Below are 23,692 nucleotides of genomic sequence, written 5' to 3'. Positions count from 1 at the left end.
CAGGTCAGGGTACGGAACAAGCACCGGCCCGCACAACGCGAGACCGGGCGGTCACCCGGCGGCAGCGACCGATCTCACAGCGGCGCCGGGCCGGCGCCCGCATCCGGAGTGGGCCCCACAACCCGGCTTCGGCGTGAGAGCATGGGAGGACTCCACCGCTTCGATCGGAAGGGCGTTCGTGATGGGCGTGCTCGCCGGCGCGGAACCGTTCTCCCACCCGGGTTCCTCCGGGGCCGGCTTCCTGCTCTGCCACGGATTCACCGCGACGCCCGCCGGCCTGCGCGCCTGGGGCGACCACCTGGCCGGGGAGGGCTTCGCGGTGCGCTGCCCGCTGCTGCCCGGCCACGGCACGCACTGGCGCGAGGCGAACCGGACGACCTGGCACGACTGGTACGGCACGGTCCGCGAGGCGCTGCTGGCGCTGCGCGCGGAGTGCGACCAGGTGTTCGTCGGCGGGATGTCGATGGGCGGCACGCTCACCCTGCGCCTCGCCGAGGAGTTCGGTTCCGACATCTCCGGCATCGTGCTGGTCAACCCTTCGGTCACGCGGCTGAGCCTGGACGCCAAGGTGCTGCCGCTGCTGTCGCGAGTGGTCCCGTCGGTCCGCGCGATCGCCAACGACATCGCGAAGCCCGGCGAGGTCGAGCTGGCCTATCCGCGCACGCCGGTGCGGGCCGCGGCGAGCCTCGCCAAGCTGTGGAAGATCGTGCGGGCCGACCTGCCGAAGGTGACGCAGCCGGTGCTGCTGCTGCACTCGCGGGTCGACCACGTCGTCGAACCCGAGAACTCGCGGATAGTGCTGGACAGCATCTCGAGCACGGACGTGACCGAGGTGGTGCTGGAGAACAGCTTCCACGTCGCGACGCAGGACCACGACGCGGACCTGATCTTCAGCCGCAGTGTCGACTTCGCCCGGGAACTGCGGGCGGGACAGGTGGGTGCCGGATGAACCGGGGGAAAGGCGCGGACGGGCCCGAGGACGTCGACGCCACGTTCGCCGAGATCGTGGCCGATCTCCGGGCCGAGGGCGTGGGCGTGTTCCTCGACGAGGACCCGTTCGCGAGCGCCGGCCCCGCGTCCGCCGAATCCGACGCGTCCCCCGGCGCGGAACCCGAAACGGGCAAAGCCAAGCCCAAGCCCGCCGCCGACCCGCCTCCTCCTTCAGCGCCCGCGGCGCCCAAGGAGGAGGGCTGGCGCACCGGCGGCACCGACTGGGACACCACGATGTTCTCCGGCGACCCGGCCGAGGACGACGAGCACTACGTGCCGCCGGAGCCGCCGCCGCTGCCGCGCTGGCGCAAGGGCGCGTTCGTGGTGCTGCTGTTCTTCGTCGTCGGGCTCCTGCTGCTGATCGTGCCGAACCTGATCGGGGTCGGGCCCGCGCTCGCCACTCCGCTCGGCATCCTCTCGCTCGCCACCGGCATCGCGCTGCTCCTGCTGCGCGTGCGCCAGGGTCCGCCGCCCGGCGCGGACCCCAGCAACGGCGCCCAGGTCTGACCGGACGGGCATGCGGATCGACTTCCGGGCGTCCCGGCGTTCCACCGTCGGCGCGGAATGGGAACTCGCGCTGGTGGACCGGCGCAGCGGGGAACTGCGGTCGGTCGCGGAGGAACTGCTCGCCGCGGTCCGCCCGGACGGCGCCGCCGAGCATCCCCGGATCAAACAGGAGCTGCTGCTCAACACCGTCGAGGTGGTCAGCGGCGTCTGCCGCACGGTCGGCGAGGTGAAACACGACCTCGCCGAGGCGCTGGACGAGGTGCACCAGGTCACCGACCCGCTGGGCGTCGAGCTGTTCTCCGCCGGATCGCACCCGTTCTCCTCGTGGTACCGGCAGAAAGTGACCGACAAGGAGCGGTACGCCAAGCTGATCGACCGCACCCAGTGGTGGGGCAGGCAGATGCTGATCTACGGCGTCCACGTGCACGTCGGGCTCGACCACCGGGACAAGGTGCTGCCGGTGCTCGACGGGCTGCTGCGCTACGCGCCGCACCTGCAGGCGCTGTCCGCGTCGTCGCCGTACTGGGCCGGCGAGGACACCGGGTACGCCTCGAACCGGGCGCTGATGTTCCAGCAGCTGCCGACCGCCGGGCTCCCGTTCCAGTTCCACGAATGGGCGGAGCTGGAGGGCTACGTCGAGGACATGTTCACCACCGGCGTGATCGACCATTTTTCCGAGATCCGCTGGGACATCCGCCCGGCCCCGCACTTCGGCACCGTCGAAATGCGCGTGTGCGACGGACTGCCGACGCTGCAGGAGGTCGGCGCGATCTCGGCGCTCACCCAGTGCCTCGTGGACGATTTCAGCGCCCGCCTGGACAAGGGCGAACAGCTGACGACGCTGCCGCCGTGGCACGTGCAGGAGAACAAGTGGCGCGCCGCGCGCTACGGCCTGGACGCGATCGTCATCCTCGACGCCGCCGGCCGCGAACGCCTCGTCACCGAAGACCTCGCCGAACTGCTGGACCGGCTGGAACCGGTCGCCCGCAGGCTGGACTGCGTGCGCGAGCTGCGCGACGTCGAGAACATCCTCCGGGTCGGCGCGAGCTATCAGCGCCAGCGGGCGGTCGCGAAGCAGTACAACGGATCGTTGAAGGCCGTGGTCGCCGCGCTGGTCACCGAGATGCGTGACGGCGTCCCGCACGCTTAGCTGGCTTGGGAGGCAACGATGTCGCACACGTTCCGCACACTCGTCGAACTCAACGGCAAAACCGCCACCGGCCTGCGGGTCCCGGCCGAGGTGGTCGAGGCGCTCGGCCAGGGACGGCGGCCGAAGGTCCGGGTGACGATCGGCCCGCACACCTACCGGAGCACGGTCGCGGTCTACTCCGACGAGTTCATGCTGCCGCTGAGCGCGGCGAACCGGGAGGCGGCCGGGGTCGCCGCCGGGGAGACGGTCGAGGTCACGCTCGAAGCCGATCTCGCCGAGCGGACCGTCGAGGTGCCCGGAGAGCTGGCGGCCGCACTGGCCTCGCGGGCTGGCGCGCGGGCCGCGTTCGACAAGCTTTCCTTTACCGCACAACGGGAACGCGTCGAAGCCGTCACCTCGGCCAAACGCGCGGAGACGCGCGAGCGCCGGATCGCGAAGATCGTGGCCGAACTGGCCGGGGACGGGATTGCCTGAGCTTCGCCGTCTGCTGAACTGGTTCGCCTAGCCCACGGTCAGCCCTGGTTTGCCGAATCCGCCCAGCACGGTGTCGACGACCTGGGTCGCCAGCGCGTCCGGATCGGCCGAGTCCTGGTCCTGCGCCGCTTCGTGGATGAGCGCGCAGTACACGCGGCGAGCCCAGACCAGGTCGATGCCGGGCCGCAGCGCGCCGGTTTCCTTCAGCCGCTGGAAGAACTCGTCGCACTGGGTCAGCACGTCCGGGGTGAGCACGCCGTCCTCCGCCGGGTGGGTGTTCATCGCGAACCCCCACCGGAGCTTGACCCGCAGGACGTTGGCGGTGACCTGGTAGAGCGCCACGAGCGGCGGCGTGACGTCGGGCCGGACGCTCGCCAGCGCGTCGTGGAACTGCTGGGTCGCCCAGCGGGTCATGGCGCTCACCAGCGCGTCCCTGCTGGCGAACCGGCGGTGCACCGTCGTCCGCGAGACGCCCGCCGCTTCCGCGATCTGCTCCATCGTCGCCGCCGGATTGTCGCTGAGCACGCGTTCGGCGGCCTCGAGGATCGCCTGGACCGTCCGTTCCGAGTCCGCGCGCAGGGCCCGCTTCTCCATGCTGATTAGTTTACGCCATGGTACCCGTTCGGTTCTTAGTTGCAACACTAGTGTCGCAACTGCTAGCGTAACTGTATCGCCGATGACCCGACTTAGGAGCCGTCTCATGGACATGCAGTTGACCGGCAAGACCGCAGTGGTCACCGGGGCGAGCCGAGGAATCGGGCTGGCCACGGTCTCCGCGCTGATCGGCGAAGGCATGCGAGTGGTCGCCGCCGCCCGCACGATCACCCCGGAGCTGAAGGAAACCGGTGCCGTGCCCGTCGCCGTGGATCTCTCCACGCCCGACGGTCCCAGCCGGTTGATCGAGCACGCCGTCGCGGAGTTCGGCGGGCTGGACGTCCTGGTCAACAACGTCGGCGGCGGCGACACCCCCGGACAGGCGAGCGGGTTCCTCTCGCTCACCGATCGGCAGTGGAGCGAGATGGTGGAGCTGAATTTCCTCGCGGCGGTCCGGGCTTCCCGCGCCGCGATGCCCCACCTGGTCGAACGCCGCGGGGCGATCGTCACCGTCTCGTCGAACGGCGCGCGGATCCCGCAGTCGGGCCCGATCGCTTACACCACCGCGAAAGCCGCGCTGACCGCGTTCGGGAAGGCGCTGGCGGAGGAGTTCGGACCGCAAGGGGTGCGAGTCAACACCGTCTCGCCCGGCCCGGTCCGCACAGCGCTGTGGGAGGGCCCGGGAAGCTACGGCGCCGAACTGGCTTCCTCGATGGGGCTGTCGCACGAGGACCTGCTGGCCGGACTGCCCGCCGGGGCCGGGATGCTGACCGGAAGGCTGGTCGAACCGGAGGAGGTGGCCACGTTGATCACGTATCTGGCCTCGCCGCTGGCCGCGAGCATCACCGGGGCGGACCACCTGGTCGACGCGGGATCGGTGAAGACCGTGTGACGCGGGGTGGAGGGAGGTGTGCGAGGTCCGGGTCGCTGGCTTGACTGTGGCGAGGCTGTCCCAGACAGGGTGCCTGCCTGGCTGAGCAGGCGACGCCCGTCTGGCTGACCGGGCCTCGCCGGTTTGAGCCTGCCCGGCAGACCGCACCTCGCCAGCTTGAGCCTGCCCGGCTGCTCGAACCTCGCCGGTTTGGACCCGCCCAGCCGACCGCACCTCGCCAGCTTGAACCTGCCCGGCAGACCGAACCTCGCCAGCTTGGACCCGCCCGGCAGACCGAACCTCGCCAGCTTGGACCCGCCCAGCCGACCGCACCTCGCCAGCTTGAGCCCGCCCGACCGACCGGACCTCGTCGGCTTGGGTCTGTCTGGCTGACCGGGCCTTGTCGGCTTGGGCTCGCCCGGCCGACCGGATCTCGCCAGTTTGGACCTGCCCGGCTGCTCGAATCTTGTCGGCTTGAGCCCGCCCAGCCGATCAGACCTCGCCGGTTGGGGCCTGTCCGGCCGACGGGGAGCCATGTCTGGCCCGCCGAGAGCAGCGACTGCCTAGCGGCTCAGCTCTCGCAGCAGCGTCCCGGGCCCCAGCACTCCCGCGCCGAGGGCGCCGACCCGGCCGCGCAGTTCGCGGTCGGCGGTCACCACTACGACGTGGTCGTCGGGGCGTTGCCGGGCGGTGGCGGTCACCTCGACGATCTTCGAGTCGCCGTCCGTTTCCGCCGAGACGACCTCGATGCCCGGGATCGGGTCCACTCCCCTGGCCTGGCCCTCGACCACCAGCACCACCCGCGGCCACCATGACCACGCCGGGCCCGCGCCGATGCCGGCCACCTCGTCGCGCAGGCCGCGTTCGGCTGGGCCGGTCAGCTGGTCGCGCAGCCGTTCCGCGGCGCCGCGGCGGTCGCGCCACCAGCCGTCTGGGCGGGAGCCCATCACGTTCGCCGCGTCGACCACCAGGACCAGTTCGCGGCCCAGCTGCTCGCGCAGCACCGGCCACGCGGCGGCGAAATCGCGGTGCAGCTTGAGGGCGGCCACCTCGTCGAGCGGGACCCAGCGCATCTCGGCGCTTTCCGAGTTCGCGACCTGGGCCTGCAACGCGCTGTCGGCCAGGCCGAGCACGGTCGTGTACTGCCACTCCCCGTGGTCCAGCACCGAAGCCGACATCGCGCGGAACGCCGACGAAGGGATCGCGGCTTCCTCCCACGCCTCCCGCGCGGCGGCCTCGTGCACCGTTTCGCCAGCCTCGAGCGCGCCGCCGGGCAAGGCCCACGTGCCGCCGTTGTGCACCCACCACGCGCGACGCTGCAACAGCACGCCCCGACGGGGATCGCACAACAACAACCCGGCCGCGCCGAACGCGCCCCAGTGCTGACGGCCGCAGGAACACCGCACGAAGCGGTTGGCGGTCATCGGCGTCACCCGGCCCAGCCTTCCACAGAACCTCGTGAGTGTTAATCCCGGCGAGGGGCCGGAGACCGCCCCAGCCGCGAACCTCGTGACCACATGAACCCGAACCTCGCACACGGCGGCCCCGGCGTGCCCCAGCCTCGCGAACGCCTCCACCCCGCAAGAACCGCGAGACCGGTGCCAGCCGCGAACCTCGTGAGTGCCTATGCCCGGAGGCCGCTCCGGCCGCGGCGGCTGGCCACGGGTCTCGTGCGGGGCGATCCTGAATCAGAACGCGCTCGAACCTCGTGAGCGCCTACGCCCCGCGTGAACCCGAACCTCGCGCACGGCGGGCCCCAGACTCGTGAGTGCCTACGCCCGCATGAACCCGAACCTCGCGCACGGCAGCCCCAGCGCGCCCCAGACTCACGAGCGCCTACGCCCGCAAGAACCCGAACCTCGCGCACAGCAGCGCCAGCTCACCCCAGACTCACGAGCACCTAAACCCTGCGAGACCGCTGCCGCCCCCAGCCGCGAATGTCGTGAGTGCCGATGCCGGTCAGCACCGGCGTCAAGCGCTCACAACGCGTCCATCGCCAGCGCCGCCGCTCCTACGATCGCCGTGTCGTCGCCGAGATGTGCCGTGCGGATCCGGGCCAGCGGGCGGTGCCGGGCACCGGTGATCGCGCCCGCGTAGTGCTCGCGGGCCTCGTCCAGGAACAGTGGCGCCGACTCCGAGACTCCGCCGCCGATCACGATGATCTCCGGGTCGAAGACGTCCGCGACCAGGGCGAGTCCCTCGCCCAGCCATTTCGCCAGTTCTGCCATGGCGCGCAAGGCGATCGGGTCGCCGTCGCGGGCTGCGCGGGCTACCCGGCGGCCGGTGACCGAACCCGGGTCGCCGGCGATTTCGCGGGATAGCACGGTGGAACGGCCTGGGTAGCGGGCAAGGAGTTCGACCGCGGTCGCGGCCAGTGCCGTTCCGCTGCAATACCGTTCCCAGCAGCCGTATTTGCCGCACGGGCAGGCGCGGCCGTCGCGGACCACGGTGAGGTGGCCCAGTTCCGGTGCGACGCCGTGGGCTCCCCGGTAGATCTCGCCGTCCAGCAGCAGACCCGCGCCGATTCCGGTGCCCAGTGCGACCAGGGCCGCCACGCGAGCCCCGCGCGCCGCTCCGAAGCGGTGTTCGGCGACGACTGCCGAGTTGACGTCGTGTTCCAGCGTCACCGACAGGCCGACTCGCTTCGCGATCCGGTCCGCTACCGGGGCGTCGCGCCAGGCGAGGTGCGGTGCGAACATCACCGACCGGCGGTCGCGGGCCACGAAGCCGGCGACGGCCAGGCCGACCGCGGCGACCTCGTGCCGGTTGCGCAGGGTCTCGACGACCCCGGCGATGGCGTCTTCGAGCGCGTTCTCCTCGCTCGGCGTCCCGACGCGCGCCGTGTCGAGCAGCGAGCCGCGCTCGTCCACGACGCCGGCGCGCACGCTGGTGCCGCCGACGTCCACCCCTACGGTCAGCAATCAGTTCTCCCGCTCCGGCTGCCAGTCCGCGCGGCGGCGGACGACGATGTGCTGGACCCGCGACGACGGCTCCGGGGAAGCCGGAGCCGCTGCCAGGTGCGCGGAGGGCCGGAACCCGGGCATGTGCACGCCCTCCTCCGGCTCCCAGCGGTCCGCGAGCACCGCTCGCAGCAGCGCGACGAGCTGGGCGGCCTGTTCGAGGACCCTGGCCACGAACTCCGGCCGTTCGCCGCGCACGACGGCGACGATCGCACACAGCGGGCACCAGCCGCATCCCGAAGTGCTGTCCTCCACATCCGGCGCGCCCGGCTCCTCCGGGCCGGGGCCGTGCCCGGCGGCCATGACGCCTTCCAGCCACGGCGCGGCGCGTTCGATCACCATCTCGACCAGCAGCCGGATCTCCTCGGCCAGCTTCAGGCCGTCGGAAAACGACCCTGCGGCGTCTTCTTCGCGGTGTTCTTCGCTCACCCGGATCCCCGGTTCCCGGCCAGGCTGACCACCAGGCCGTCGGCGTCGGATTCCGCGCCGGTGATCCGGCACGGGCGCAGCGTCTCGGGCAGGGCGACGAGCCGGCGGAACCCGTCCACGGTGATCGCCAGGTCGTCGTCGACGCGGGCGAGGTCGACCGCCGAATCCCGGTCGAGCGGGAGCGCGACCCGCAGCCGGAAACCGTCGCCGTCGGCGGCGACGGACAACAGCGGCGTCACCGGTTTTCCGTTGCCGGACAAGGGATCCCGGCTGCCGTACAGTTCGCGGGCCAGTTCGGCGAGCGCCGCCGCGCCCACCGGTTCGCTCGCCCGGTGCTCGACGCGGGCCAGCTCGTCCGGGCCGAACCCGGCCTCGGACAGCTCCGCCAGCACCGCGTCCTGCTGGTCCCGCCGGGTGCGCAGCCACTTCGCCGCCGAACCGCGCCAGAACCCGGGCGCGGGCATCAGCCGGTTGGCGATCAGGCCGTCGACCGCGATCCCGCGCAGCGCCAGCGACGTGAGCGTGCGCCGGGCCTCGGCCACCACCACTCGCTCCGGCGTGAGCACGAGCCGCACCGTCGTCACGCGCGGGTCCGTGAGCAGCTCACGCAGGGCGTCGAGGTGCGCGCCGAGCTGCCGGACCGACGCCGCGACGCGCCGGTTGCCGAAGACGCGGCCGAGGTAGCCCGACACCGCTTCCGGCAGGGAGAGCAAGCGCAGCGTCTCGGCGGTCGGACCGCAGTCGACCACCACGGTGTCCCACGGGCCCTGCGTGGCCAGCCGCCGCACCTCGCTCAGCGCGAGCAGCTCGTCGACGCCGGGCAGCACGGTCAGCTCTTCCGCGTCCAGGACGTCCAGACCGGCTCCGGCCAGCACTTTCCGCAGTTCGCCGCGCAGCTCGTGCCAGGTGCGGTCGGCCAGCGCCCGCGAGTCCACCTGCGCGGCCCACAGCCCGGCCGGGAGGCCGTCGCCGCGGAGGTCCACTTCGGAGGGTTCGGCGTGCAGCGGCGTGCCGAACGCGTCGCCGAGCGAATGCGCCGGGTCGGTGGACACGACGAGCGTCTTCCTGCCGCGGCCGGCGAGCGCGGCAGCGGTAGCCGCGGCGAGCGTCGTCTTCCCGACACCCCCTTGCCGGTGAACAGCAGGATGCGCATCTAGCCCTCGGCCCTGCGCTTGAGTTCCTTGAGCGCGGTGTCCATGACCATCTTCTCCGCCTTGCGCCGCAGCAGCCCGATCATCGGCAGCGCCAGCTCCACCGACAGCGTGTAGGTGACGCGGGTGCGCCCGCCGCCGAGCGGCTCGAGCGCGTACCGGCCGTTCTGCGCCTTCTGCATCTGGCCCTTGACCAGGTGCCAGCTGACGCCGAGACCGGAATCGTCCCAGTCGTATTCGAGCGTGTACACGTCCTTGATCGGCCCGGCGTCGAGGGTGAGCTTCACCTGTTTCGCCCGGCCCGCGTCGTCGGTCGCGAGCACCTCGGTCTCCCGGACCGCCTTGGTCCACTCCGGGTACGCGGGGAAATCGGAGATCACCGACATGACCCGTGCGGGCTCGGCGTCGACCTCGATGGACTGCGTGGACTGCTCGGCCATGGGACGAAGCGTAGCCGGACAGCACAGTCACCAGCGCAGCACGTAGGGCTGCCCGGTCTCCTTGAAGTGACCCACGTTACGGCACTCGGTGTGCCCGACCCGGCGCCGCACGGCCAGCGGCTGGTGCACGTGGCCGAACACCGACCAGCGCGGACGCTGCCGCAGGATCAGGTCCAGCAGTGCTTTCGACCCGAGTTCGGCGCGCCGCGCGACCACGTCGTAGGTCAGTTCGGGCACCGCCGGCAGGATGTGCGTGCAGAGAACGTCGACCCGGTCCAGCTGCGAAACCGCCGCGTCGAACTCCTCGCGCGCCCGCAGGTACGGCCGCCACGCCGCGCCCTTGCGCGGCCTCGGGAGCACGCCTTCGGGCAGCACCGCGCCGCCGGCGAAGCCGAATCGCAGGCCGCCGATGGTGACGACCTCGCCGTCGACCAGCCGCACGCCCTCCCCGGCGAACTCCGGCCACGCCGACGGCGCGTCGACATTGCCGGGGATCGCGTACGTGGGCGCGGTCATCGAAGCGAACAACGTCGCGTACTGCTCGCGGACCGCTTCGTCGACCGCGGCGGCCGGGTCGTCCAGCGTGGCCCACAGCGTGCGCGAGTACGCGACTGTCTCGTCCCTGGTGCCTTCGCGGCGCAGGCGGGCGAACTCGCCGACCTTCTCCGCGCCGAACAGCACGCCCATGATGCCTTTGTCGTGGTCGTGGTAGTCGACGAAGTCGAGCAGGTCGCCGAGCACGACCAGCGCGTCCGCCCCGTCCCCCGCCCGCTTCAGCGCGTCGGCGTTGCCGTGCACGTCCGAAACGACGTGAACCCGCACAAGAGCCTCCTACTCGACGGGCCGGGGCGGAACCCCCGGCTCGCGCCCGTCCTCGAGGATCTCCTTCAGCCCCAGCGCCACGTCCTTCGCCGCGCGCGCCCGCCGGTCGAACTCGCGGCGCAGTTCGCGCGGGCTCAGCTCGCGCGGGACGCCGCCGGGACCGGCCGGCGTGGCCCGGAGGAAGTAATGCAGCACGGTGCCGTCGAGAACAGGTTCCAGCCAGACCTCCATGGTACCGATCAAGGCGCCCGTGACGGTCCAGCGCAGGCCCTTGTCCCCGCGGTCGGTGTAGACCTGCAACTCCAGGTCGGGCCAGTACCGCCGCCACGAGCGCGGGTCGGCGAACGCCGCCGCGACGGTGGACGGGGGCACGACGATGAAGGTCTCGTCGACGAGATCGAGAGCTGGCGGTGCGTGCACCCGGACACGATGTCACGACCTCGCCGCGCGGCACGTGCCAGCATGGTCTTAAGGTCTACGGCAGGCTAAGTTGACTGGCGGGTAACCGCACGCGTCGAACACGGAGGTCCACGTGCGCGAATACAGCGCCCCCGCCGGGAAGCCGGTGACCGACGACGAGAATCTGGCCGATGTCGTCTGGGCGAACGCGGAGCGGTTCTCCGACGTGGTCAGCTTCCGCAGGCAGGTCGAGGGCACCTGGCTGGACGTCACCGCGAAGGACTTCGCCGACCAGGTCGCGGCCGCGGCGAAGGGCCTGATCGCGGCGGGCGTCGGGCACGGCGACCGGGTCGCCCTGATGTCGAAGACCCGCTACGAGTGGACGCTGATCGACTTCGCGATCTGGGCCGCGGGCGCGGTCACGGTGCCGATCTACGAGACGTCTTCGCCCGAACAGGTGCACTGGATCCTTTCCGACTCGGCGGCCAAGGCCGTCGTTGTGGAGACCGGCGCGCACCGCAAGGCGGTCGAGGAGATCAGCGGGCGGCTCAGCACGCTGGAGCACACCTGGCAGATCGAGGGCGACTCCCCCGCGGTCGACGAGCTGACCGCGCTGGGCGCCGAAGTCTCCGACGAGGACCTGCACACCCGCCGCCGCAGCGTCACCGCGAACGAGACGGCCACCATCGTCTACACCTCGGGCACCACCGGGCGGCCGAAGGGCGTCGAGCTGACGCACCGGAACCTGCTGGCCGAGATCCGCGCGGACATCGAGGCGTTCCCGGAGCTGATGGAGCAGGGCAACTCGCTGCTGTGCTTCCTGCCGCTGGCGCACATCCTCGCCCGCGCGATCGCCATCACCGCGCTCACCGCCCGGGTCACGCTCGGGCACACGCCGGACGTGAAGAACCTGGTGCCGGACCTCGGCACCTTCCGGCCGACGTTCGTGGTCGCCGTGCCGCGCGTGTTCGAGAAGGTCTACAACACCGCCAAGCAGAAGGCGCACGCCGACGGCAAGGGCAAGATCTTCGACGCCGCCGAGGCCACCGCGGTCGCGTACAGCGAGGCGCAGGAAAACGGCGGAGCCGGGCTGGGCCTGCGCGCGAAGCACCTGCTGTTCGACAAGCTGGTGTACGGCAAGCTCCGCGCCGCGCTGGGCGGCCGCTGCATCGCCGCGGTCTCCGGCGGGGCTCCGCTCGGCGCGCGGCTGGCGCACTTCTTCCGCGGCATCGGCGTGCCGGTGTTCGAGGGCTACGGCCTCACCGAAACCTCCGCGGCGGCGAACGTGAACACCAGCGCGGCGTTCCGCGTCGGCACCGTCGGGCGTCCGGTCGCGGGCACCTCGGTGCAGATCGCCGAGGACGGCGAGGTGCTGCTCAAGGGCGACGTCGTGTTCGGCCGGTACTACAACAACCCGGAGGCGACCGCGGAAGCGCTCACCGACGGCTGGTTCCACACCGGCGACCTCGGCGAGCTGGACGCGGACGGCTTCCTCAAGATCACCGGCCGCAAGAAGGAGATCATCGTGACCGCGGGCGGCAAGAACGTCGCCCCGTCCGGGCTCGAGGACGCGATCAAGTCCGCGCCGCTGGTGAGCCAGGTGATGGTGGTCGGCGATCAGCGCCCGTTCATCGCCGCGCTGGTGACCGTGGACGAGGAGTACTTCCCGGCGTGGAAGGCCCAGCACGGCAAGCCCGAAGCGGCGACAGTGTCCGAGCTGGCCGAGGACGCGGACCTGCGCGCGGAAATCCAGGCGGCGGTCGACGAGGCGAACAAGCAGGTGTCGCACGCTGAGTCGATCAAGAAGTTCACCGTGCTGGCCAACGACTTCACCGAGGCGGGCGGCGAGATCACGCCGAGCCTCAAGCTGAAGCGCAACGTGGTGAACAAGAACTACGCCTCCGACATCGAGGCGCTCTACCGGAAGTGAGCCGGCCGAGGGGCGCCGGGCCGGCGCCCCTCGCGTGCCGTTCCTAGTGCGGCCTGCCGAAATACTCGTCGGCCATGTTCTGCCGCACGATGTCCGCCTCCCCGTTCCGGTACCTCGGGTCGTGGTCCAGGAAGTCGTTGATCTCGCGCAGCGCCGACGGGGATGCCCCCTGCCTGTCGGGGGAAGATTGCGGATGTGCTCCACCATTTCGTCGTAGGAGTGCGCGTTCCGGGTGATGTTCTGGAGGTTGTATTCCGTCCGCGGCGGGCCGCCGAACCGGTTCTCGTTGTGCAGCACGTTGTGGTACTCGAGCACTGTGCCGTTCGTGTTCCCGGCGTGGAAGCCGTTTTCGTTCTGCCGGATGTGCCCCATCTCGTGGAAAATCGTCCGTTCGGGCACGTTCTCCCCCAGCGCGATGATGTTGCCGTCGCGCCGGTAGGAACCGCCGCCCATGTGCTCCATCATCATGCTGGCGGGAGTTTCCCCGGCGTCGGTGAACCGCCCGTTGGGGCCGCGGAGGATGTCGGGCGTGTCCCCGAAGAATTCGCCGATCATCCGGTTCTCGTCCAGCCCCGCACGGTATTCCGGCGGAAGATCGCGCAGATAGGTTCCCATGGTGACGTTCGGGTCGTCCGGGATCCGGAGGAAACGGGGGTCGCTCTCGATCTCGAGCCGGTTCCGGTAATCGGCGACGTTCTCCTCGAAGGTGCGAGGCGGCGGAGTCGGCTCGCGAGGCGGGGTTTCCTCCCGGGGCGGCTGGTGCGGGGGATTGTTTTCCTGCACGTGCCCGGCGTTGTTCCCGCCACCGGGGGTTTCGTTCGGGCGCGCCTCGTCGTTCGGGCCGGACTTCTGCCGGCCCAAGCAGTTGCCCAGACCGAGCGGGTCGGCGTCGGCGAGCGGGTTGGGCACGTACGCGGCCGGGTTCGGGGCCGGGGCGAGGCCGAGCGGGTCCTGGCTCAGGTAGCGGCCGGTTCCCGGGTCGTAGTACCGGAAAACGTTGTAATGCAAGCCGGTTTCGTCGTCGGCGTACTGGCCGGGGAACCGCAGCGGGGTGCCGCCGGGGCGGGCGCGGCCCCACAGCGACGCCGACGCATGCCAGGACACGGTGCCGTAGGCGTCCACCAGGTCCACCGGGGTGCCGATGGGGTCGGTGACGAACGAGAAGAACCGCGCGCTCTTGCCCAGCAGTTCGGTCTGCGCGACCGGGCGCACGGTGCCGGGCAGGTGGTCCCAGGTCAGCGTGAGCGGGGCGGAACCGGCGAGCCGGTGTTCCTGTTCGACGAGCAGCTGGCCGCTCCAGGAGAACAGCGTCTCCTCGGCCGGTGTCTCCGCGCCGGGTAGCCAGCGTTGTTTGGCGATGCGCCGGCCCAGCGGGTCGTAGCGGTAGCGCCAGTGGACGCCGTCCGGGGTTTCCACGGCGAGCAGCCGGTCTTGTGCGTCCCAGCGGTAGGTCCAGGTGCGGGAGTTCTCGTGGCGGGCGACGAGCCGTCCCTGTGCGTCGTGGACGTAGCGCACCGCGCCGGCTGAGGTGAGCCGGTTTCCGGTGTAGCCGCGCGGGCCGGAGTCCGGTTCGGCGAACGGCAGCCGCGCGTGCCGGATGTTGCCGGACGGGTCGTACTGGTAGGTCTCCTGGCCCTCCCGCCGGGCTACTGCGGTGACCCGGCCGGCGGCGTCGAGCTGGTACCGCGTGGGGCCGGACAGCGAGTCGTCCACTCCGGACAGGTGGCCGTCGGGGCGGTAGTGGTACTGGCGTTGCTGCCGGATCTGGCCGCCGGCGGCCAAAGTCTGCTCGACGAGCTGGCTTTCCGCGTCGAAAGCCTGTGCCAGCACAGTGTTTCCGCCCAGCACGCGTTCGACCTCGCGGCCCGCTTCGTCGTGGCGGAAGCGCACCTCGTGCCCGGCGGCCGACAGCGCGACGGCGTTCCCGGCGTCGTCGAAGGTCCATTCGCTGACCGAGCCGGACGGAGTGGTGCGGCGCATTCCAGAAGGCTCGTGGACGTACTCGACCGCGCGGCCGTCGACCGATTCCCGGATTACGCGGCCGTCCTCGTCCCGTTCGACCTCCAGCACGCATGAACCCTCGATGGCGCGCGCGAGAAAGCCGACGGGGTCGTATTCGTAGCGGACGGTCCCGCTTTCCGTGCGGCGCTCGATCACGTTGCCGAGCGCGTCGTAGCTGTACTCGGTGACCGCGCCCAGCCCGTCGACCGACCGCACGAGCTGGCCGGCCGCGTCGTAGCCGAACTGCCGCTCCCGGCCGTCGAAGTCGGTTTCGGCGATCAGGCGGCCGTCGGCGTCGTAGGTGTAGCTCCAGGTCAGGCCGGCCGGGTCGGTGATCCGGACGAGCTGCAGCTCGGTGTCGTACTCGTACGAGGTGCGGGCGCCGGTAGCGTCGGTCTTCGCGATCGGCAGGTCGAAGGGGCCGTATTCGAAGCGGGCGTCCGAGCGCTCCACGAGGTTTCCCTCGGCGTCGTAACGCCATTCCTCGCGCCGTCCGGACGGGCCGATCCGGACGGCCTGGCTCCCGTCTACCGTCCAGCCGAAGCGAGTGCCGTCGGCGACCACGCGCGGACGGCCGAACTGGTCGCGCTCCACCGGATCGGGCTCGGAGCGCGCCGGTTCTCCCCGGTCAGCTGGCGGTCCTGGGCGAATTCGGCCGCCGCGACCCCGCCTTGCGCAGTGAACAGGTCCGGCGCGGTGCCCGGCGGATAGACCCGGCGCCAGGTGCGTTCGGCGGCCTCGACGGTGACGGTCAGCGTGCCGTCCGGCGCGGAACTGACCCGTGCGCGGCTGCCGTCCGGGCGGACGACCGCGGTGAGCTGGCCCTCGGCGGTGTACTCGAAGCCGGTGGTGCGCCCGAGCGGATCGGTGCGCGACAGCAGCCGGTCGTAACGGTCCCATGTGGACACTGTGATCGCGCCGAGCGGGCTGATTTCCCGCGTCGGCTGCGAGGTTTCGTTGAAGTGGAACTCCGTGACGTGGCCGAGTGCGTTGGTGTAGCGGGTGATCCGCTGCTCTCGGTCGTAGTCGAACGCGCCGTCGTAGACGCCTCGGTCGCCGACCGTGCGCACGCAGCGGCCGTCGGCGTCGTAGAGGTAGCGGAACCAGACGCCGTTGCGGTCCTGCCAGCCGGTGATCCGGCCGTCGGAGTCGTAGTCGTAGTGCGTCGCCAGGCCGGAGGAGTTGAAGACGCGGGTCAGCCTGCCGAGGTCGTCGTAGCCGAAACGGCGGACCAGCACCGGTTCCTGGCCGTCGCCGAGCACGCGGATCGCGGTGACGCGGCCCGCTTCGGCGTCGAGTGCCACGCGGTAGCCCGCGGAGTGGCGGATCAGCCGGGGCGCACCGCGGTCGTCGTACTCGACGTCCATCCGGTCGCCCGCGGCGTCGGTCGCGCTCAGAAGCGGGAAAACGCCGCCGCGGCCGGGGCCGAAGCGCACTTCCGTGCCGCCGACCGGGTCGGCGAGCAGGTATCCGCCGTCGCCGGTCGCGGTGAGCGGGCGGCGCGGGCCTTCCAGCGGCAGCACCGGTTCTCCGGCGGCGGCCCGCGGGTACACCAGGATCCGGCCGTCCGCCCCGAAGAACCGGACGGCTCCGGAATCCGCTTCGAGCCGCTGGTCCACCGTCGACGCCCAGTTCGGGCCGAACCAGCGGCCGGACCGGTACGACGAGACGTGCAGCCGTTCGAGCACCAGCGGGCTCGGCAGTTCGAGATCGACCGCGTCGACCACGACGGTGCCGCGCACGACGTCGACCGGGTCGCCTTCGAACCGGCACTCGTCGGTGCCGTTGCGGGTGTCCTTGGGCGACTGGGCGTCCCCGGTGCCTGGCTTGGGGTCTCCGGACCGTTCCCCGCCGCCGGAAGGCCCGTCCTCCCGGGGCGGCTGAGCGTGGTCGCCCTGCGGCTTGGTTTCGTCCTTCGGCGGCGAGGAATGGTCGCCCTGCGGCTTCGTCTCGTCCTTCGGCGGAGGCGGCGAGTGGTCGCCGGAGGCGGTGGTCGAGTCGCCGCCTTTTTCGTTCTCCGGCTTGGGTTTCGGCTCCGGCTTCGGCTTGGTCTCGATGTTCTTCGGCGCGTCCGACGGCTTGACCTTGCCGCCCTTGATGCCCTTCAGCGCCTTCGCGGCGTCCTCGAACAGGACGCCCGCCTTCTTCAGCAGCGGCATCAGTGCCTTGAGCGCGGCGACCAGCTGCTTGGTGATCCGGGCCAGCTCCGCGGCGGTCTTGGCGACCGCGGCGGTCACCTGCGGCAGCACCCAGGCCATGCCGATCCCGGCGGTGAACAGCACCTGCAGCGCCCAGCTGATCAGGTGCCCGACGAGCTGCGCGATGATGTCGCGGACCAGCATCCGGACGGCGGCGACGACCTCGCCCGCGGTCTTCACCCCGGACGCCGCGCCCTCGGTGCCCTTCTGCGCCGCGCCCAGCAGGTTCGCGACGTCCTTGGTCCGCTCGCGGTAGGCGTCGGCCGCTTCGCCGGTCCAGTTCTGGAGGTCTTTCTCGACGCAGGACGTCAGGTCCTTGCCGATGCTCTCCAGCTCTTTCGCGACGTTGGTCCAGGTCTCGGACTGCGCCTTGATCTCGTCGGCGTTGCCGGTCAGCGCCTCCAGCGCCTGCTTCAGCGGCCCGACGTGCTCGATCAGCCAGCCGACGCCCGCCGCCAGGATCGACCCGAACGGGTCCATCACGGTCGACAGCACGTCCAGCGCGACCCCGACCGACCCCATCGCGATCGACGCCCAGTCGCCGGACTCGATGCCGGACTTCACCATTTCGCCCGATTCGAGCAGGGTGATGCCCGAATAGGCTTTGGTCGAGTCCTTCGTCTCCGCGATCAACGGATTGCTCACCCGGTTCACGCTACGGCGCGGCCGCGGCCGTCACCCCGCGTCGGGCGCTCGTTGCCCGTGCGTCCACGCCACAGCCGGACGCACGGGCAAGCCTGCCGCGTGCGTCAGGCCTGCGGCGGCTGAGCCTGGTACTGCTGCTGCGGCGCCTGCGCGTACTGCTGCTGCGGGGCCTGCTGCTGTTGCGGAGCCTGCTGCTGGGGCTGCTGCTGAGCGCCGTCCGGGACCACGTACACCGCGGTGCCGTAGGCGGCGATTTCACTGGCCGTACCGGCGATCTCGTTGCAGTCGAAGCGCAGCGCGAGCACCGCGTTGGCCCCGTGCTGCATGGCTTCCTGGCAGAGCCGGAAGAGGGCTTCGTGGCGCGAGTCGGACAGCAGCTTCGTGAGCCCCTTCAGCTCGCCGCCTCCCATCGCCTTGAAGCCGGACCCGATGTTGGAGAACATGTTGCGGCTGCGGACGGTGAGCCCGAAGACCTCGCCGAACACGCGGACCACGCGGTACCCGGGCAGGTCGTTCATCGTGGACAGCAGGATGGGGAACTGCTGCGGCTGTTGCGGTGGCGCGGCTTGAGTCATGCGCGGATCGTATCGTCGGCGAGCGGCTCACGCTGTGATTCGCGCACTCCAGTCCAGATGATGCCGGTATGCCCAGCCTTGGGCCGCCCCGACGTCGGCGCCCGCGCTGACTGCCACGAGTTTCTCGACGCGGGCGCGGCGCAGCCGTTCGTAGGCCGCGAACGCCGCGGATGCGTCCGGCAGGTCGCGCAGGCATTGGCCGAGCACCACCGCGTCCTCCAGCGCCATCGACGCGCCCTGTCCCGCCGCTGGCGACGCCGCGTGGGCAGCGTCCCCGGCCAGCACCATCGACGACGTGGACCACACGCGGGTGGCCGGCAGGTCGTAGGAGTGGCCGCCGTGCACGTCGTCGCCAGTCGCGGCCACGATCGCGGCGCACGGCAGCGGGTCGTCGGCGAAGGCGGCGTGGGCGAACTCGCGCCAGCCTTCCGGGGTGACGGCGGCGATCTCCGCGCGCGAACGTTCCGCGTCGGGGATGCGGGCGAACCAGAACGTCGCGCCGTCCGGGGCGGTGGTGTAGCCGAACGCGGCGCGGCTGCCGCGGCACATCCGGTAGACGCCGGGCGCGGCGGGCAGGCCTTCGGCGCGGGTGTAGCCGTAGACGATGGTCAAGCCGGTGTAGCGGGGCGGCTCGGCGTTCGGGTCGATCAGCGTGCGGACCACTGAATGGAGGCCGTCCGCGCCGACGAGCAGATCACCGGATTCGGTGGTGCCGTCCTGGAAGGTCGCGGTGACGCCGCCGGTGGCGGAGACCAGGCGCTTGCCGTGGACGATCGTGATGCCGCGGCGTTCCGCTTCCTGTTGCAGCGCACGGTAAAGCGCGGCGCGGGTGAGGGTGCGCGGGCCGTCGAGTTCGCGGTCGAACGTCCGGGTGCCGACGGTCGTGCCGTCCGGGGCGATCACTTCGACGCCCAGCGCGGCGAAGGACGCCTCGATCACCGGGGCTTCGGCATCAATGGCGCGCAGCGCGTCCATGCCGTTGTGCATGACCGTGAGGAACGCGCCCGCGTCCGCTCCCCCGCTGGGATGCGCCTCGAACACCACCGGCTCGTGCCCGGCGAGCCGCAGTGCCATCGCCGCGACCGTGCCGGCGACTCCGCCGCCCGCGATCAGAACCCGCATCGTGCCCCCGCCCCTGGAAACGACCGTGCCGCCGCCACCGTAGCGGGTGGCGGCGGCACGGACCCAGCGATCAGGCGCGCTGTGCGACCGCGAGCCGCACGCAGACGGCGAGGGCGCGGACGGCCTCCTCCACCTCGGCCAGCTCGGGGAAGGTCGGCGCGATGCGGATGACCGCGTCGGCCGGGTCCTCGCCGTGCGGGTGAGTGGCGCCGGCCGGAGTCAACGCGACGCCCGCCTCCTTGGCCAGCCGCACGACCTCCTTCGCGGTGCCCTCGGGGACGGTCAGCGAGATGAAGTAGCCGCCGGTCGGCTTCGTCCAGGTCGCCAGGTCGCCCAGCTCCTCGGTGAGGATGCGCTCGACGGCGGCGAACTTGGGCGCGATCAGCTCCGCGTGCTTGCGCATGAGCGCGCGGACGCCGTCGGCGTCCTTGAGGAACAGCGCGTGGCGCAGCTGGTTGACCTTGTCCGGGCCGATGGTGCGCTTGCTGAGCACGCCCTGCCACCACGCGAGGTTGGCCTCCGACGCGCCGAAGAACCCGACGCCGGCGCCGGCGAAGGTGATCTTCGAGGTGGAGCCGAACACGAACGCGCGGTCCGGGTTCCCGGCCTCGGCGCAGAGCGCGAGGATGTCGGCCAGCTCCGGCTCGTCGTCGGTGAGGTGGTGCACCGCGTAGGCGTTGTCCCAGATGATCCGGAAGTCCGGCGCGGCCGTCGGCATCGCGGCGAGCCGTCCGGCGACCTCGGCGCTGAAGGTGACGCCGGTCGGGTTGGAGTACTTCGGCACGCACCAGATGCCCTTGACCGCGGCGTCCTCGGCGACGAGGCGCTCGACGACGTCCATGTCCGGGCCGGTTTCGGTCATCGGCACCGGGATCAGCTCGATGCCGAACCGCGCGGCGAGCGCGAAGTGGCGGTCGTAGCCGGGCACCGGGGCCAGCATCGCGATCCGGGGCTCGTCGGCCCAGCGGCGCGCCGCGCCCGGCACCGTGCTGAGCATCGCCTGCGCGATCGTGTCGTGCATCAGCTCCAGGCTGGAGTTGCCCGCGGCGAACAGCTGCTCGACCGGCACCTGCAGCGCGCCGGCGAAGATGCGGCGCAGCTCCGGCAGTCCCTTGAGCCCGCCGTAGTTGCGGGTATCGGTGCCGTCCTCGGCCTTGTACTGGCCGTTCGGCAGAGTCAGGAGATCCGCGGAGAGGTCGAGCTGCCGGGGCGACGGCTTGCCGCGGGTGATGTCCAGGGACAGGCCGCGCTCGACCAGCGCAGCGTAGTCGCGACGGGCAGTGTCGACGTCGACAGGAGCTGTGGTCATACCACCACGCTAAACCGCTCGCGCAAGCCAGTTCGGGTGACCCCCGGCTCCGGTGGGCTAGCGTGGGGCGCGTGCGGTACCTGGTGCATGCCGAGCAACGGCAGTTCTCCTTGCGGGACAAGGACGCCTGGCGTCCCGGCGACGGCGGATGGACCGACGAGGCGGTGTCCGCACACCGCGTCGCGGTAGAGCCCTCGTCGCTCTCCGTGGCGACCGCGCGGTCCGATTGGGTCGAGGTCGACGTTTCGGTCGGCACCGCGGCACCCTCGGTGCGGCCGGACGCGTCCCACGTCGTGGAAGCCGATCTCGACGTCCCCGGCGGCGAGGCGACGCTGGCCGGTCCCGCCGATTACGACCGGCAGGTTCACCGGATCGCGGTCCCGCCCGGCCGGTACCGGGTCCGAGTGTCCTATGTGGAGAGCGGGCCGCCGGACGCGGAATGGCACGACCACGAGTTCGGCGAGCATTTCCGGTACGTGCTGGACCTGTGGCCGGCCGCCGAGGCCGCTCCGGTCGCCGTGCTGCGCCAGGGCGCGCAGGTGTGGGACGGCTGATATCCCGTTGGCGATCGGCGGCGCCAGACGGCAGACTCGGCCGCATGCAGTGGATCACCACCGAGATCGGCGAAGAGTTCGTGCGCGGTGCACTTGAGCTGGAGCGCACGTCGCAAGGCTTGCTGCCGCACCGGCTGACCGCTCGCGCGCGGGCGCAGAACACCGACGAACGGGTCGCGATGGCGGAGAGCCAGCCGTCGGGCGTGCGGCTGGTGTTCCGCACCGAGTCCACCGCCATCGAGCTGGACACCCACCGCACGAAGGTCGGCTACGTCGGCGTGCCGCCGCTGCCGGACGGCTCCTACGACCTCGTCGTGAACGGCCGCCCGGCGGGTTCCGCGACGGTGTCCGGCGGGGACGAACTGATCATCGACATGACGACCGGGGGCAGCGAAACCCGCTCCGGCCCGTCCGGCACGGTCCGGTTCTCCGACCTGCCCGAGGGACCCAAGGACGTCGAGATCTGGTTGCCGTACAACGAAACCACCCGGCTGCTGGAGCTGCGCACCACCGCCCCGGTCACCCCGCTGCCGCCCGCGCGGCGCGTCTGGCTGCACCACGGCAGCTCGATCAGCCACGGCACCGGAGCGACCGGCCCGTCCCAGACGTGGCCCGCGCTCGCCGCCGCGGCCGCCGGGGTCGACCTGATCAACCTGGGCTTCAGCGGAAGCGCGCTGCTGGACCCGTTCACCGCGCGGGCGATGCGGGACACGCCCGCCGATCTGGTGAGCGTGAAGCTGGGAATCAACGTGGTGAACGCGGATCTGATGCGGCTGCGCGCTTTCGGGCCCGCCGTGCACGGATTCCTGGACACGATCCGGGAGGGACATCCGGACGTCCCGCTGGTGGTGGTTTCGGCGCTGCTGTGCCCGATCCACGAGGACACCCCTGGACCGGGCGCGCCGGACTTCAGCACCGGGCAGCTTCAGTTCCGCGCGACCGGCGATCCGGCCTCCGTCGCGCAGGGCAAGCTGACGCTCAAGGTGATCCGGGAGCAGCTGGCGCGGATCGTCCACGACCGGGCGGATCCGGCGCTGCATTACGTGGACGGGCTTTCCCTTTACGGGGAAGCGGATTTCGCCGCGCATCCGCTGCCGGACGCGCTCCACCCGGACGCTGCGACGCACCGGTTCGTGGGAGAACGGTTCGCGAAGCAGGTCTTCGGGCCGGGCGGTCCGTTCGCGGAGTGAAGCTCGTGGCCTCAGGCTGGGCAGCCTGAGGCCACGCTCGTTCAGCGCGCGAACCGGCGGGCGAACTCGGCCATCCCGGTCGGGCGGATGTCCGGGTAACGGCCGTTGTCGAGCGGTTCCAGCTTCGCCTTCCCGGTGACCATCGCCCAGACATACTGCAGCGCAACATAATCCGTCGGCCCAGCCGCGACAGACTTGCGGCGCTCGATCTCCGCCGCCAGCTCCTCTGTGCCGCCCAGGTGCCGAAGAGTGAGGCTACGGCCGGAACCGCGCTCCAGCGCGGCGTGGAAGTCCTTCATGGACAACACATCGCCAGCCACCCGGACCGGCCCGGAAGCGTCCTCGTCCAGCGCTACCGCGGCGGTGTAGGCCGCGGTGTCCGCGACGGTGGTGAAATCGCACGGCTCGTCGCCGTCGCCCCAATAGCTGAACGTTCCGTTGTCCCAATCCACGATTTCGAGGAACGGCGCGGTCATCACCTCGTGAAACGCTCCGTTGAGGACCGACGTCACCTGAATCCCGGCGCCCGCGAAGGCTTCGTGCGCCTTGCGCCGGTCGTCGAGGAAGACGTTGTCCCCGTCGTCGAGCCGGAACAGGTCCACCGCGAAGTCCGACGGGATCAGCCGGGACACGCCAGCCTTCTCCGCCGCCCGCAGCAGGGCGAGCTGCCCGTCCACGACGACCTCCGGACCGCCTTGCACCGCCGAAACGACCACGTCCACGCCGTCCAGCGCGCGGTCGGGTCGTTCGAGCGTGCCCTGGACGATTTCCGCGCCCCGTTCCTCCAGCGTCCGCGCCGCTTCGGCCCCGGCGGACTCCGGCCGGACGAGCGCGCGCACCTGCGCGCCGCGGCGCAGCAGGCTCGCCGCGATCTCGCTGCCCAGCATTCCCGTGGCCCCCGCGACCAGCACCTTCGTCACTTTTCACTCCTCCTGGATCACTGCCGCTTGACTTCGGCGATCGCGACGCTAATCCTTGTAACCCGTTACAAGGTCAAGTCCTCGGAACCGGAGTCACATGCGCATCGGAGAGCTGTCCCGGCGGACCGGCGTCAACGAGCAGCTGCTGCGGTACTACGAAAAACAGGGCCTGCTGCACCCCGCCCGCACGCCGAACGGCTACCGCGACTACGCCGAGGCGGACGTCACGGCGGTCCGGCGCATCCGGGAGCTGCTCGCCGCGGGCTTGCCGACCGCGACGATCGCCGAGATCGGCTCGTGCGTCCGCGACGAACCGCTGACCCCGGCCTGCGACGGAGTGCTCGAACGGCTGCGCGGCGAACGCGACCGGATCGACGCGGCGCTGGCCCGGCTCCAGTCGTCCCGCGCCGCGCTGGACACGGTGATCCAGCGCCGGGCCGCGACCTGACTGCTAACTTCCG

General features: G+C 71.3%; 24 protein-coding genes and 2 pseudogenes. 12 read left to right on the top strand and 14 right to left on the bottom strand.

The window, feature by feature from the left end; translation table 11 throughout:
- Positions 1–181: 181 nt before the first annotated feature.
- Genes RPX00_RS25755 through RPX00_RS25740 form a run of 4 tightly spaced genes read left to right on the top strand, consistent with a single transcriptional unit; the run spans position 182 to position 3,121 of the window.
- Entirely contained in the window at positions 182–949 is a 768-nt protein-coding gene (locus RPX00_RS25755; RefSeq protein WP_406629169.1) for an alpha/beta hydrolase, read from the top strand.
- Entirely contained in the window at positions 946–1,497 is a 552-nt protein-coding gene (locus RPX00_RS25750; protein WP_406629168.1) for a hypothetical protein, read from the top strand. Before RPX00_RS25755 ends, RPX00_RS25750 begins: the two co-directional genes overlap by 4 nt.
- A gap of 10 nt (positions 1,498–1,507) precedes the next feature.
- The gene (locus tag RPX00_RS25745) at positions 1,508–2,647 is read left to right on the top strand and encodes a glutamate--cysteine ligase (protein WP_406629167.1); all 1,140 of its coding nucleotides are present in this window, start codon (positions 1,508–1,510) and stop codon (positions 2,645–2,647) included.
- Between the two features lie 18 nt (positions 2,648–2,665).
- Positions 2,666–3,121, top strand: coding sequence for a YdeI/OmpD-associated family protein (locus tag RPX00_RS25740; protein ID WP_406629166.1), 456 nt, complete (start codon positions 2,666–2,668; stop codon positions 3,119–3,121).
- Between the two features lie 27 nt (positions 3,122–3,148).
- Here the strand turns inward: RPX00_RS25740 and RPX00_RS25735 are convergent, their stop codons facing one another.
- On the bottom strand, positions 3,149–3,715 hold the full coding sequence (locus tag RPX00_RS25735; protein WP_406629165.1) for a TetR/AcrR family transcriptional regulator: 567 nt from the start codon (positions 3,713–3,715) through the stop codon (positions 3,149–3,151).
- A 106-nt stretch (positions 3,716–3,821) separates the two neighbouring features.
- On the opposite strand from RPX00_RS25735, the gene RPX00_RS25730 reads away from it, so the two are divergent.
- Entirely contained in the window at positions 3,822–4,607 is a 786-nt protein-coding gene (locus RPX00_RS25730; protein ID WP_406629164.1) for an SDR family oxidoreductase, read from the top strand.
- Between the two features lie 542 nt (positions 4,608–5,149).
- Here the strand turns inward: RPX00_RS25730 and RPX00_RS25725 are convergent.
- The 7 genes and pseudogenes from RPX00_RS25725 to RPX00_RS25695 all read right to left on the bottom strand — a co-directional run bounded on the left by RPX00_RS25725 (position 5,150) and on the right by RPX00_RS25695 (position 10,808).
- The gene (locus RPX00_RS25725) at positions 5,150–6,019 is read right to left on the bottom strand and encodes an NUDIX domain-containing protein (protein WP_406629163.1); all 870 of its coding nucleotides are present in this window, start codon (positions 6,017–6,019) and stop codon (positions 5,150–5,152) included.
- Positions 6,020–6,565: 546 nt separating this feature from the next.
- Positions 6,566–7,492 carry an ROK family protein gene (locus RPX00_RS25720; protein WP_406643082.1) on the bottom strand — a complete coding sequence of 309 codons (927 nt, stop codon included), beginning with the start codon at positions 7,490–7,492 and terminating at the stop codon, positions 6,566–6,568.
- Positions 7,493–7,507: 15 nt separating this feature from the next.
- The gene (locus RPX00_RS25715; RefSeq protein WP_406643080.1) at positions 7,508–7,888 is read right to left on the bottom strand and encodes a hypothetical protein; all 381 of its coding nucleotides are present in this window, start codon (positions 7,886–7,888) and stop codon (positions 7,508–7,510) included.
- A gap of 83 nt (positions 7,889–7,971) precedes the next feature.
- Positions 7,972–9,128, bottom strand: a pseudogene (locus RPX00_RS25710) (ArsA family ATPase).
- Positions 9,129–9,566 carry an SRPBCC family protein gene (locus RPX00_RS25705; protein WP_116202091.1) on the bottom strand — a complete coding sequence of 146 codons (438 nt, stop codon included), beginning with the start codon at positions 9,564–9,566 and terminating at the stop codon, positions 9,129–9,131.
- Positions 9,567–9,593: 27 nt separating this feature from the next.
- A complete protein-coding gene (locus RPX00_RS25700) occupies positions 9,594–10,388 on the bottom strand; it encodes a metallophosphoesterase (RefSeq protein WP_406629162.1) in 795 nt (264 codons plus the stop codon).
- A 9-nt stretch (positions 10,389–10,397) separates the two neighbouring features.
- Positions 10,398–10,808 (bottom strand): polyketide cyclase / dehydrase and lipid transport, encoded by a 411-nt coding sequence (locus RPX00_RS25695; protein ID WP_406629161.1) that lies wholly within the window; start codon positions 10,806–10,808, stop codon positions 10,398–10,400.
- A 112-nt stretch (positions 10,809–10,920) separates the two neighbouring features.
- Between RPX00_RS25695 and RPX00_RS25690 the strand changes: the two genes are divergently transcribed.
- Entirely contained in the window at positions 10,921–12,717 is a 1,797-nt protein-coding gene (locus RPX00_RS25690; RefSeq protein WP_406629160.1) for an AMP-dependent synthetase/ligase, read from the top strand.
- Positions 12,718–12,952: 235 nt separating this feature from the next.
- Positions 12,953–13,156, top strand: a complete 204-nt coding sequence (locus RPX00_RS25685; RefSeq protein WP_406629159.1) for a hypothetical protein — start codon at positions 12,953–12,955, stop codon at positions 13,154–13,156.
- Between the two features lie 491 nt (positions 13,157–13,647).
- Here the strand turns inward: RPX00_RS25685 and RPX00_RS25680 are convergent.
- A pseudogene (locus RPX00_RS25680) lies at positions 13,648–13,764 on the bottom strand (RHS repeat-associated core domain-containing protein); the annotation flags it as partial.
- Between RPX00_RS25680 and RPX00_RS25675 the strand changes: the two are divergent.
- Both RPX00_RS25675 and RPX00_RS25670 read left to right on the top strand, forming a co-directional pair.
- The gene (locus RPX00_RS25675; protein WP_406629158.1) at positions 13,720–14,058 is read left to right on the top strand and encodes a hypothetical protein; all 339 of its coding nucleotides are present in this window, start codon (positions 13,720–13,722) and stop codon (positions 14,056–14,058) included. The pseudogene RPX00_RS25680 and the gene RPX00_RS25675 sit on opposite strands and share 45 nt — an antisense overlap.
- A 249-nt stretch (positions 14,059–14,307) precedes the next feature.
- Positions 14,308–14,793, top strand: coding sequence for a hypothetical protein (locus RPX00_RS25670; RefSeq protein ID WP_406629157.1), 486 nt, complete (start codon positions 14,308–14,310; stop codon positions 14,791–14,793).
- A 452-nt stretch (positions 14,794–15,245) separates the two neighbouring features.
- On the opposite strand, the gene RPX00_RS25665 is transcribed toward RPX00_RS25670, so the two are convergent.
- The 4 genes from RPX00_RS25665 to RPX00_RS25650 form a co-directional block, all read right to left on the bottom strand.
- Positions 15,246–17,561 (bottom strand): DUF6531 domain-containing protein, encoded by a 2,316-nt coding sequence (locus RPX00_RS25665; RefSeq protein ID WP_406629156.1) that lies wholly within the window; start codon positions 17,559–17,561, stop codon positions 15,246–15,248.
- 104 nt (positions 17,562–17,665) lie between these two features.
- Complete coding sequence (locus RPX00_RS25660; RefSeq protein WP_406629155.1) at positions 17,666–18,136, bottom strand: YbjQ family protein; 471 nt, start codon at positions 18,134–18,136, stop codon at positions 17,666–17,668.
- A 27-nt stretch (positions 18,137–18,163) separates the two neighbouring features.
- Complete coding sequence (locus RPX00_RS25655; RefSeq protein WP_406629154.1) at positions 18,164–19,258, bottom strand: FAD-dependent monooxygenase; 1,095 nt, start codon at positions 19,256–19,258, stop codon at positions 18,164–18,166.
- Positions 19,259–19,328: 70 nt separating this feature from the next.
- On the bottom strand, positions 19,329–20,567 hold the full coding sequence (locus RPX00_RS25650; RefSeq protein ID WP_406629153.1) for an aminotransferase class I/II-fold pyridoxal phosphate-dependent enzyme: 1,239 nt from the start codon (positions 20,565–20,567) through the stop codon (positions 19,329–19,331).
- Between the two features lie 71 nt (positions 20,568–20,638).
- Between RPX00_RS25650 and RPX00_RS25645 the strand changes: the two genes are divergently transcribed.
- Together RPX00_RS25645 and RPX00_RS25640 are read left to right on the top strand one after the other, a co-directional pair.
- The gene (locus RPX00_RS25645) at positions 20,639–21,121 is read left to right on the top strand and encodes a hypothetical protein (protein WP_406629152.1); all 483 of its coding nucleotides are present in this window, start codon (positions 20,639–20,641) and stop codon (positions 21,119–21,121) included.
- 44 nt (positions 21,122–21,165) lie between these two features.
- The gene (locus tag RPX00_RS25640; RefSeq protein WP_406629151.1) at positions 21,166–22,311 is read left to right on the top strand and encodes a GDSL-type esterase/lipase family protein; all 1,146 of its coding nucleotides are present in this window, start codon (positions 21,166–21,168) and stop codon (positions 22,309–22,311) included.
- Positions 22,312–22,352: 41 nt separating this feature from the next.
- Here the strand turns inward: RPX00_RS25640 and RPX00_RS25635 are convergent, their stop codons facing one another.
- The gene (locus tag RPX00_RS25635) at positions 22,353–23,231 is read right to left on the bottom strand and encodes an NmrA family NAD(P)-binding protein (RefSeq protein WP_406629150.1); all 879 of its coding nucleotides are present in this window, start codon (positions 23,229–23,231) and stop codon (positions 22,353–22,355) included.
- A 97-nt stretch (positions 23,232–23,328) separates the two neighbouring features.
- Here RPX00_RS25635 and RPX00_RS25630 point away from each other — a divergent pair, with 97 nt between their 5' ends.
- Positions 23,329–23,679 carry a MerR family transcriptional regulator gene (locus RPX00_RS25630; protein ID WP_406629149.1) on the top strand — a complete coding sequence of 117 codons (351 nt, stop codon included), beginning with the start codon at positions 23,329–23,331 and terminating at the stop codon, positions 23,677–23,679.
- The last annotated feature ends 13 nt before the right edge of the window (positions 23,680–23,692 follow it).

Origin of the sequence: Amycolatopsis sp. WGS_07 (assembly GCF_045278895.1) — a bacterium.
Classification (GTDB): domain Bacteria; phylum Actinomycetota; class Actinomycetes; order Mycobacteriales; family Pseudonocardiaceae; genus Amycolatopsis.
Note: the sequence above shows the minus strand (reverse complement) of the source record. Positions and strands in the feature narration are given on the sequence as shown.